This window comes from Inquilinus sp. (assembly GCF_039594555.1).
Classification (GTDB): Bacteria; Pseudomonadota; Alphaproteobacteria; order DSM-16000; family Inquilinaceae; genus Inquilinus.
Genome location: NZ_JBCNNF010000245.1, coordinates 1 through 10,455, shown reverse-complemented (window position 1 = coordinate 10,455; position 10,455 = coordinate 1). Strand labels below are relative to the sequence as shown.

Annotated in this window: 10 protein-coding genes; 1 reads left to right on the top strand and 9 read right to left on the bottom strand. The window is 72.0% G+C overall.

Annotation, left to right across the window (positions count from 1 at the left end; all coding sequences use genetic code 11):
- From ABDW35_RS23360 to ABDW35_RS23325, 8 genes are all read right to left on the bottom strand, one after another.
- Nucleotides 1–997: substrate-binding domain-containing protein (locus ABDW35_RS23360; RefSeq protein ID WP_343716264.1), on the bottom strand; the 997-nt coding region annotated here is incomplete at its 3' end.
- Nucleotides 998–1,001: 4 nt separating this feature from the next.
- A complete protein-coding gene (locus tag ABDW35_RS23355; protein ID WP_343716263.1) occupies nt 1,002–2,273 on the bottom strand; it encodes an amidohydrolase family protein in 1,272 nt (423 codons plus the stop codon).
- A gap of 198 nt (nt 2,274–2,471) precedes the next feature.
- The gene (locus ABDW35_RS23350) at nt 2,472–3,602 is read right to left on the bottom strand and encodes an ABC transporter substrate-binding protein (protein ID WP_343716262.1); all 1,131 of its coding nucleotides are present in this window, start codon (nt 3,600–3,602) and stop codon (nt 2,472–2,474) included.
- Nucleotides 3,603–3,661: 59 nt separating this feature from the next.
- Nucleotides 3,662–4,663: an ABC transporter permease gene (locus tag ABDW35_RS23345; protein WP_343716261.1), complete on the bottom strand. Its 1,002-nt coding sequence runs from the start codon at nt 4,661–4,663 to the stop codon at nt 3,662–3,664.
- Nucleotides 4,660–5,640 carry an ABC transporter permease gene (locus ABDW35_RS23340; RefSeq protein WP_343716260.1) on the bottom strand — a complete coding sequence of 327 codons (981 nt, stop codon included), beginning with the start codon at nt 5,638–5,640 and terminating at the stop codon, nt 4,660–4,662. Before ABDW35_RS23340 ends, ABDW35_RS23345 begins: the two co-directional genes overlap by 4 nt.
- Nucleotides 5,637–7,160 carry a sugar ABC transporter ATP-binding protein gene (locus tag ABDW35_RS23335; RefSeq protein ID WP_343716259.1) on the bottom strand — a complete coding sequence of 508 codons (1,524 nt, stop codon included), beginning with the start codon at nt 7,158–7,160 and terminating at the stop codon, nt 5,637–5,639. Before ABDW35_RS23335 ends, ABDW35_RS23340 begins: the two co-directional genes overlap by 4 nt.
- Nucleotides 7,157–8,008, bottom strand: a complete 852-nt coding sequence (locus ABDW35_RS23330; protein ID WP_343716258.1) for a sugar phosphate isomerase/epimerase family protein — start codon at nt 8,006–8,008, stop codon at nt 7,157–7,159. Before ABDW35_RS23330 ends, ABDW35_RS23335 begins: the two co-directional genes overlap by 4 nt.
- 148 nt (nt 8,009–8,156) lie before the next feature.
- Nucleotides 8,157–9,065 carry a LysR family transcriptional regulator gene (locus tag ABDW35_RS23325; protein ID WP_343716257.1) on the bottom strand — a complete coding sequence of 303 codons (909 nt, stop codon included), beginning with the start codon at nt 9,063–9,065 and terminating at the stop codon, nt 8,157–8,159.
- A gap of 104 nt (nt 9,066–9,169) precedes the next feature.
- Between ABDW35_RS23325 and ABDW35_RS23320 the strand changes: the two genes are divergently transcribed.
- Nucleotides 9,170–10,015 carry an SDR family NAD(P)-dependent oxidoreductase gene (locus tag ABDW35_RS23320; protein WP_343716256.1) on the top strand — a complete coding sequence of 282 codons (846 nt, stop codon included), beginning with the start codon at nt 9,170–9,172 and terminating at the stop codon, nt 10,013–10,015.
- On the opposite strand, the gene ABDW35_RS23315 is transcribed toward ABDW35_RS23320, so the two are convergent.
- Nucleotides 10,016–10,455 (bottom strand): ABC transporter ATP-binding protein (locus ABDW35_RS23315; protein ID WP_343716255.1); only part of this gene is annotated, 440 nt, incomplete at its 5' end.

Below are 10,455 nucleotides of genomic sequence, written 5' to 3'. Positions count from 1 at the left end.
CATATCCGGCATCGACCCAGGCCTGGATCGACCCGGCGCCGTGCAGGCCGCTGTCGCACCAGACGCCGTCGATGGCGTCGCCCCAGCGCTCGATCAGCCCGGCCATGGCGCGGCGGCCGGCCGGGACGGTCATCTCGGTGTGCACCGTCTCGAGGATGCGGATGCCCGGCGCCAGGGCGAAGACCTCGCGCGCCGCCCGGGCCCGGCGCAGCAGCGGCCCGATCTCCGGGTCCCCCACCATCATCACCACCGCGCCGCGGCCGCCCAGCGTCTCCACCAGCCACTGCGCCGGCAGCCGGCCGATCGCGGTGTCGGGCCCGGCGACCTGGACCACGGAATGCGACGCGTCGCCCAGCAGCCGGTCGACCATCACGGCGGGCAGGCCGGCGGCGCGGGCCCGGGCCAAAGGCGGCAGCAGCGCCTCGGTCTCCAGCGGGCTGACGATCAGCGCGTCGACCCCCATGGCCAGGAACGCGTCGATGTCGCGCGCCTGGGCCGCCGGGTCGTCATCGGCATGGGCAATGCGCAGCGCCGCGATGCGCTCCGCCTGCTCGGCAGCGGCGAACTGCACGCCGTGCAGCAGTCCCTGGCGCCACAGATTGGCGCGGGAGCCGTTGGAGAAGCCGAAGACATAGGGCGGCGGCCGGGCGAAGGGGCCGGCATCCACCAGCTCAGTGAAGCCCGGATTCCACAGGAAGGAGCGGGCCGGGCCGGTCATGCCCTGCAGCCGCGGCCGGGCGGGCGGCACGGCCTGCGCCGCCTCGGCCTCCAGCGCCACCGCCAGGTCGAACCAGGCGGCGCCGAGCCGGACGGTGCCGCGCCGCGGCGCCTCCAGCCAGCCGGCGGCCAGCATCGGCCGCAGCACGGCGTAGAGGCTGGAGCGCGGGACGGCCAGCCCCTCGGCCAGGGCGGCGACCGAAGCTCCGCCAGGGGCGTCGATCAGCCGGTCGACGACCCCGAGCAGGATCTCCACGCCCGACTGGTGGACACTCGCCACCGCGTCACTCTGCGGCGGCCCGCAGCGCCCGGCGCGGCGACAGGCGGTGCATGACACCGTCCTTCATCACCATGCGGATGGCGCCGTGGTCGTGGATCAGGGCGATGTCCTTGAGCGGGTCGCCATCGACCAGGATCAGGTCGGCCAGGAAGGCCTCGCGCACCTGGCCCAGCCGGTCGCCCATGCCCATGATCTCGCCGCCGATCCGGGTGGCGCATTGCAGCGCCTCGGACGGGGTGTAGCCGAACAGCTTGACGAAATGCTCGACGTCGCGGGCGTTGGTGCCCTGCGGCGTCCAGGCGAAGCCGTAATCGCCGCCGATGACGACGCGGATGCCGCGCTTGCGCATCTCGGCATAGGTGCGCTGGCTGGCCTCCATGCAGAGATGCATGCCCAGCTTGCGCGCCTTGGCCTCGTCGATGCCCCAGGGCCCGGCCTCGTGGATGGTGTTGTAGATCAGGCCGATGGCGGGGCCGACGAAGACCCGGTCCTTCCGCGCCTCCAGCATGTCCAGCGCCTCGGTGTCGGCATGCTCGCAATGGTAGATCACGTCGACGCCGGCGCGGATGGCGCGCTTCACCGCCTCGCTGGCCCGGGCGTGGCAGTTCACCTTGCGGCCGAAATCATGCGCGGTCTCGACCGCGGCGGAGACCTCGGCCTGGGACATCACCGTCATGCCGCCCTTGGCCGGGTCGACGAAATCGTCGCCTGAGATGTTGATCTTGATGTTGTCGACATCCTCGCGGATGCAGGTGCGGACGGCGCGGCGCACTTCCTCCGGCCCGTCGCAGACCATGCCGAAGCTGGCACGGGCCAGGTGCAGCCGGGTCTCGTCGCCGAGGCCGCCGGTGACCGTGATCTCGGGGCTCGCGGCCTTGATCCGCGGGCCTTTCAGCCGGCCCTGGTTGACCTTGTCGCGGATCACCACGTCCAGCCGGGTCTTGGCGCTGGCCGCCGAGTAGCAGCTGGTGAAGCCGTGGTCGAGCAGCAGCTCGGCGTTCCACATCGTCTCCAGCACATGCTCCTCGAGCGGCACGTCGCCGAGATCGGTGTTGCGGGTGGCGCCGCAGAAAGAGAGATGGGCGTGGCCCTCGACCAGCCCCGGCAGCAGCGTGGCGCCGCCGCCATCGACCGTCTCGCAGCCGCCGGCATCCAGCCGCTCCGCCGCCGGGGCCACGGCCTGGATGCGGTCGCCGCGGACCACGACCTGGCCCGGATACGGATCGCGGCCGCTGCCGTCCCAGATCATCGCGCCGGTGATGTGATAGTCGCCCATGGGATCCTCCGCTCTCTGCTTGGGGTGGGCGCTAGACCCACCCCGCGTCGTATCCGAGGCCGGTTCGAGAATGCGCTGGTGCGAGTCGACTGGTGGTGGTTTCGAGAACCGGCGCGCAGCGGACGTTTAAGTCCGTGAGCACCGGAAGCGCAGAATCCGCCATCAGACGGCCGCACCAGTAGCATTATCGGACTGGCCTCATTTGCCGATCCACCGCTGTGGGTAGTCCGGCATGCCTTCGCAGCCGCACATGGCGTAGTGCAGCGGCGGCATCTTCGCGTTGACGTATTTGTCGAGATTTTCCGCCGTGATCGTCGGCTGCGGCAGCGACCAGGCTGGGCCCGGCACCGCCTCGCCCCTCAGCACCCGCACGGCGGCGATCACCGCTGTGCGCCACTGATAGGTCGGATAGGTCGGCGCCACCGCCTTCATGCCCGACTGCTTCCATTTCTGCAGGAAGTCCTGCTGGTCCTCGCCGGTGACGATGGGCACGTCCATGCCCTGGTCCTCGAACGCCTCGATGGCGGCGACGCTGGTGGCGCCGGCGTCCATCCACACGGCGTCGAGCTTGCCGACGCGGGTCAGGGTGTCTTCGACGATCGATTTGGTCTTGGCCCGGTCGCCGTCGGTGAACTCCATGCCCACCACCTGGATCCCCTTCTCGTCGAAGATCCGCTTGGCCGCGGCCCAGCGGTTCTCCAGCACGTCGACGCCGGGCAGGATGCGCAGCGCCAGCACCTTGCCGCCCTTCGGCACGTTGGCGGCGATGTACTCCGCCGCAGCGATGCCGAAGGCGTAGCCGCCGATCGGCTTGACCACGGTGACCGGGCAGTCGGTCAGCACGCCGCGGTCGAACACGATCACCGGCACCTGCTTGCACGCCTCCTCCACCGCCGGGGTCAGCGCCGCGGTGGTGTTGGGCGAGACGATCAGCGCGTCGCACTTGCCGCTGGCGAGCATCGCCTTGATGTCGGAGATCTGCTTGTCGTCCTTGCCCTCGGCATCGGCCACGGTGAAGGACGCGATGTCGGATTTGTGCAGGTCGACCTCGGCCTGCATGGTGGTGAAGCCGACCACCCGCCAGGGGTTGCCGACCCCGGCGTTGGAGAAGCACAGCTTGTACGGCCCGGCCTTCTTGTACTTGGCGGTGTCGACCATCTGGCTGCCGAAATGCTGCTCCCACGGCTTGTCGGCCGGGCCTTCCGCCTTGGCCGACATCAGCGCCCGCTGGGCCGCGAATTCCTTCGGGTCGTCGAAGCTCTGTGCCTGGGCCGTGCCGGCCGCCAGGGCCAGCACGGCCGCGGTGCCGATCATCATCCCGATACGCATGGCGTTCCTCCCTCGTCGTTTGGCTTTATGCTTGGATGGTCGTCGCGAAGCCGGTCCAGTCAGGCGCCTCCCCTCCGCCGCCGCCAGACGCTCCAGCCGACGGCGACGATCAGGATCAGCCCCTGGGCCGCGTCGCGCAGCGGCTTGGGCAGGCCGATCAAATTGAGCAAAGTGAACAGGGCCGACAGGCTGAGCGCCCCGGCCACGGCGCCGGGCACCGCGCCGCGGCCGCCCAGCAGCTGGGCGCCGCCGATGACGATCGCGGCGATGGCCTGCAGCTCGTAGCCGTCGCCGACATTGGTCGAGACCCCGGCGAAGCCGCCGAGCAGGATGCCGGCGGTGACGGCCGACAGGGCGGAGACGACGAAGGCGATGGTCCGCACCAGCCGCACCCGTGTGCCCGCCAGCTCCGCCGCCCGCGGATTGTCGCCGACCGCCAGCAGCAGGCGGCCCAGCACGGTGCCGTGCATCAGCCACCACAGCAGCGCCACTGCCACCACCGCGACCACCACCGCCAGCGGCAGCAGGTCGATCCCCGGCAGGCCGCGCCAGGTCAGCCGGCCGAAATCGCGGAAATTGTCGGGCAGGTAGCCCTGCGGCGATCCACCGGACCAGGCCAGCGCGATCCCCTTCAAGGCCAGCAGCATGCCCAGCGTGGTGATGATCGACGGCACCTTGAGCCAGGACACGACCAGCCCGTTGAACAAGCCGACGGCGAGGCCGATGGCGTAGACCAGGGCGATCACCCACCAGGTCTGGGCGGGGTCGCCCTGGATCAGCAGCGACGACGCCATCACCACCAGCGTGATCAGCGACCCGACCGACAGGTCGAAGCCGCCGGTGACGATGACGAAAAGCTGGCCTGCGGCCAGGATCACCAGCGGCGCCGCCCGGCGCAGGAAGTTCATGTAGCCCTGCGGCTCCAGGAAGGCCGGGCTGGCGACGGCGATCGCGACCAGCAGCGCGATCAGCACCCAATAGGCCGGCCGGATCGCGGCCAGGCGGCGCAGCGGCGGCGGCAGGGTCTTGGTCATCGGGTGCGGCTCGGTGGTCTCGATCATGCCACATGCCCCCGCGTCCGGTAGGCATAGACCGCGACCGCGGCGATGACGATGCCGCCGCGCAGCACCTGCTTCACGAAGGCGTCGATGCCGACCATGGTGAAGACGGCGTCGAGCGTGCCGAACAGGATGACCCCGGCCAGCGTGCCCCAGACGCCGCCGCGGCCGCCGGCCAGGATGGTGCCGCCGATCACCACCACGGCGATGGATTCGAGGTCGTAGAGCCCGTCACGCCCGACCCAGGGGGCGCCGGAGCGCAGGCGGCTGGCGAGGTACAGGCCGGTCAGCCCGGCGCCGAGGCTGCAGATGACATGGGCCGCCAGCGTCACCCGGTGGGTGCGGATGCCGGCCAGGCGCGCCCCGTCCGGGTTGCCGCCGGTGGCGTAGAGATGGGCGCCGAAGCGGGTCGAACGCAGCACGAAGGCGGCGCAGCCGGCCAGCACGAACAGGCCGATCACCGGATAGGGCACCGGCCCGACCTGGCCGTAGGCGAGGACCTGGAAGCTCTCCGGCACCGCCCCGGCGAAGTTCTGGAAGGAGGCGCTGAGCAGCCCCTGCAGCACCAGCCCGACGCCGAGCGTGGCGATCAGCGGATTGATCTCCAGCTTGGTCACCAAGAGGCCATTAACCACCCCGACCAGGGCGGAGATCGCCAGCACCGCCGCTACCGCCGGCAGCATCATCGCCGGGTCGCCCTGCATCAGCCAGGACGCCATCACGGCGCCGACGCTGACCAGGTTGGCGACCGACAGGTCGATCGACCGCGCCAGGATGACGAAGGTCTGGCCCAGCGCCACCAGGCCCAGCGCCACCACTCGCTCCAGCACCGCGATCACGCCATCGGCGGAGAGCTGCGCCGACTGGCCGGTGGCCAGCGCGGTGGCCGTGAAGCCCACGACCGAGGCCGCGATCAGGATCGCCGGCACCGGCAGCTCGGCGCGGCGGCGCGGGCGCCCGGCGGCGGCGACCGCGCTCATGCCGCCCCCATCGCCGCGACGGCGTCGAAACGGTGGCCGGTGGCCAGGGCCATGACCTCCTCCTCCGTCGCGCCGCCCGGCCGTTCGCCGACGATGCGGCCGGCGCGCATCACCAGGATGCGGTCGGCCAGGCCCAGCGCCTCGGGCAGGTCGGAGGTGGCGACCAGGATGCCCCGGCCGCGGCCGGCAAAGTCGCGCATCAGCCGGTAGATTGCGGCCTTGGCGGCGACGTCGACGCCGCGCGTCGGCTCGGCGAAAACCAGCAGCTGCGGGTCGCAGGCCAGCCAGCGCGCCAGGATCGCCTTCTGCTGGTTGCCGCCGGACAGCAGGCGGACCTCCTGCTCCCAGCTCACCGCGCGGACATCGACCGCCGCGAGGATGCCGTCGATCGCCGCCGCCCCCACCGCCCTGCCCTGCGGCCGGGCGAACAGCCCGGCGAGGCCACGGCGGGCCAGCAGGCCGTTGCAGCGCACCGACTGCATCAGCGCCAGCCCGTCGCGCTTGCGGTCCTCCGGCACCAGGCCGAGGCCGTGCGCCAGCGCCGCCCGCACCGAGCCCGGCCGCGTCTCCTTGTCCCCGATCCACATCCGGCCACGGACGAACGGCTCGGCCCCGACCACGGCCCGCGCCAGGGCGGTCTTGCCGGAGCCCTCCAGCCCGGCGACGGCGACGATCTCGCCGCGCCCCACCGTGAGATCGATATCGGCCAGCAGCGCGTTGCCCCCGCCCGCGACCCGCAGCACCGGGTCGCCCGGCGGGTCCGCCGGCCGCGGCGGGTAATAGTCGCTGAGCGGCCGGCCGACCATCAGCCGCACCACCTCATCCGCCCCGGTCTCCGCCCGCTTACGGGTGGCGACATGGCGCCCGTCCTTCAGCACGGTGACGGTGTCGGCGATGGCGAACACCTCCGGCATCCGGTGCGAGATGTAGACCACGGCGACGCCGGCGGCCTTGAGGCTACGCACCAGCTGCAGCAGCCGTGCCGCCTCGACATCGTCCAGCGCCGCGGTCGGCTCGTCCATCACCAGGATCCGGGCGTCGATCGCCAGCGCCTTGGCGATCTCCACCGTCTGCTGCTCGGCGATGGTCAGGTCGCGCGCCGGCGTGTCGGGATCGATGGCGGAGGACAGGCGCGCCAGCAGCGACCGGGCGCCGGCCCGCATCGCCGCGCGGTCCAGGCGGAAGCGGCGCACCGGCTCGATGCCGAGATGGATGTTGTCCGCCACGCTGCGGTCGGGCAGCAGGCTCAGCTCCTGATGGATGATGCTGATGCCGGCGGCGCGGGCGGCGGCCGGGTGGGCGAAGCGCGCCGCCGCACCGTCGACCAGGATCTCGCCGGCATCCGGGGCGTAGACCCCGCCAAGCACCTTCATCAGCGTCGACTTGCCGGCGCCGTTCTCGCCGCACAGCGCATGGATCTCGCCGGCCCGGCAGGCGAAGGACACGCCATCCAGCGCCACCACGCCGGGAAAGGCCTTGCGGATGCCCCGCATCTCGAAGCGCGGCGCGGCGCCGGTCATGCCGTAGCTTCCCACTCGCGCCGGATCAGGGCGATGGATTCGACGAACAGCGTGTCGAGGTCGGGGAACAGGTCGCGCCAGACCCGGGTGGCGGTGGCGAGGTCCGGCAGCGCCCGGCCGAAAGCCTCGACCGTCAGCCAGCCATCGTAGCCGATACCGCGCAGGGCCTTCAGCGTCGCCGCGAAGGGCACATGGCCGCGGCCGGGGACGCCGCGGTCGTTCTCCGACAGATGGACATGGGTGATGCCGGCGGCATGGGCGGCGATCACACCCACGGGGTCACGCTCCTCGATATTGGCGTGGAAGGTGTCGTACATGAAGCCGAAATTCGGGTGCCCGACCCGGGCGCGCAGCCGCTCGCACTGGTCCATCGTGTTCAGGGCGTAGCATTCGAAGCGGTTCACCGCCTCGATCGACAGATGGATCCCCGCCTCCTGCGCCCGCCCGGCGGCCCAGTGCATCGCCTCGGCCAGGTTGGCCAGCTCGTCCTCGGTCGGGCCGGAGCCCGAGAACACGCCGAGCGGCGAGTGGTACGGGCCGCCGATCACGGTGGCGCCCAGGGCATGGGCGCAATCGATCGCCCAGGCCAACCGGTCGCGGGCGCGGCGGCGGATCGCGGAGTCGCCGCTCAGCGGGCTGCAATCGGGGTCGGAGATGATGCTGGTGGTGGTCCGCGCCAGCCCCAGCTCATCCAGCACGCGGCCCAGGGCGGCGCAATCGGCCTCGGTCCCGCCCATGACCGGCACCTCGACGCCGTCATAGCCATGCCGCTTGAGGGATTCGAGCACCGGGCGGTCGGCGGGCGAGATCGTCCCTCCCACCACCAGCAGGTTGAAGCCGATTTGCATGCGTTCCTCCCAGCCCGGGGCTTGTGGCTGACGCTCGCGCCCCGGTTCTGATTTTCGGCAAGCATGAGGTTCGCCCGGCTTCGCCGTCAACGCGCGGGCGCGGCCCGATGTCCGACATTCTGGACAATCCGCACGGCGCCGGACGGGGTCAGCGCCGCGGCTTCAGCACCGCCCGCGCCACGTCGATGAAGGCGCGCAGCTTCGGCTGGTCCTGCGCCCGGCGCGGGAAGTACAGGAACAGGCCAGGCGTGCGCGGCAGGAAGGGCTGCAGCACCGGCTCCAGCGCCCCCGAGGCGAGCTCCTTCTCGACCGCGATGTCGGCGACATAGGCGAGGCCCAGCCCGGCGCGGGCGAAGGACAGCAGCAGGTCGCCATCGTTGACGATCAGGCTGCCCGGCGGGTCGACCGTTAGGGCGCGGCCGTCGCGCTCGAACTCCCAGCGATACAGCGCGCCGGAGCTGGGGAAGCGGTAGCGGATCGCCTCGTGCCCTGTCAGCTCCTCCGGCCGCTGCGGCCGGCCGCGGGCGTCGAGATAGGCCGGGCTGCCGACCACCGACCAGGCGATGTCGCGGGTCAGCCGCACCGCCACCATGTCGCGCTCGACATATTCGCCGATGCGGATGCCGGCGTCGTAGCCGCGGGCGGTGACGTCGACCGTGGCGTCGTCGACCGCGATCTCGACCGCGATGCGCGGATGGCTGCGGCGCAACGCCGCCACCACCGGCTCCACCACCAGCGGCACGGCCATGCGTGGCACGGTCAGGCGCAGCAGCCCCGCCGGCTCCGATGCCATCGCCCCCGCGGCCTCGACCGCCGCGGCAATCTCCGAGGCCGCCGGCCCGACCCGGGCCAAAAGCGCGGCGCCGGCCTCGGTCAGCCCGACCCGGCGCGTGGTGCGGACGAAGAGCAGCGTGCCGAGCCTGGATTCGAGCGCCTTCACCGCTTGGCTGACCGCCGCTGGCGACACGCCCAGCCGCGCCGCCGCCCCGGTGAAGCCGCCGGCCTCGGCCACGGCGAGGAAGGCGGAGAGTCCGGTGAAGGGATCGGGCAAGGTCATGCGCGGATTATAAACCGGATCTTAAAAACTCACAAAGACAGCCCCGATTTTTCGCGGCAATCGCCGCCGGTAGGCTTTCCCCCGCAACCAGCAGGGAGGCGACCATGGAAGAGACAGCACTGCCGCGCCGCACCGTTCTGGCCGGCGCGATCGCGGCCGGAGGCGCGGCGCTGCCGGCGGCAGCGTCCGCCGCCGAGGCGACGGGCCCTCTGGCCGGCAAGGTGGCGATCGTCACCGGCGGCACCTCCGGCATCGGCGCCGCGACCGTGGCGGCGCTGGCGCGGGCCGGCGCCCGGGTCGCCTTCAACGGCCGGCGCGAGGCGCTGGGCCGGGAGGTCGAGGCCCGCGTGAAGTGGGAGGGCGGCGATGTCGCCTATACCCGCGCCGATGTCCGCGACGCGGCGCAGATGGAGCGCTTCGTCGCCGAAACGGTGGCGCGCTGGGGCCGGCTGGACATCGCCTTCAACAATGCCGGCATCGACCTGCCGCCGGCGGCGATCGCCGACACCGACATCGCCGGCTTCGACGACCAGGTGGCGACCAATCTGCGCGGCGTCTTCGTGGCGATGAAATACGAGCTGCCGCACCTCGTGCGGGCCAAGGGCGCGATGATCAACACCGCATCGATCGGCGGCCGCCACGCCTTCCCGAACATCGTCGCCTATGGCGCCACCAAGGCCGCGGTGATCCACATGACCCGCGCCGCCGCCCAGGAATACGGCCGCGACGTGCGCATCAGCGCCATCGCGCCCGGGCCGATCGAGACGCCGATGCTGGAGCGGGTGCGGCGCGACTGGCAGGTGACGACCGAGCAGCTGGTCGCGCCCTATCCGATGCGCCGGGCCGGCACGCCGGAGGAGGTCGCCGCCGTCGTCCTGTTCCTGGCCAGCGACGCCGCCTCCTATGTCAGCGGCCACGTCATCGGCATCGACGGCGGCGACCTGGCGTGATCAGGCCGGCGCCAGCGGCGAGGCCAGGGCCAGCTCCGGCCGGATGCAGGCGCTGAGATGCCCCTGCCCCACCGCCTGCAGCGGCGGGGCGGCCTCGGCGCAGGCCGGCAGGGCGTAGCGGCAGCGGGTGCGGAAGGCGCAGCCGGAGGGCGGCGACAGCGGGCTGGGCAGTTCGCCCTTCAGCAGGATGCGCGGCCGGCGCAGCGTCGGGTCCGGGATCGGCGCGGCCGACAGCAGCGCCTCGGTGTAGGGGTGGCGCGGCGTCTCGAACAGCGCCCGGGCCGGCGCGATCTCGACGATCCGGCCGAGATACATCACCGCCACCCGGTCGCAGATCTGGCCGACCACCGCCAGGTCGTGGCTGATGAAGACGATGGTCAGGTCCAGCCGCCGCTTCACCTCCATCAGCAGGTTGATGATCTGGGCCTGGACCGAGACGT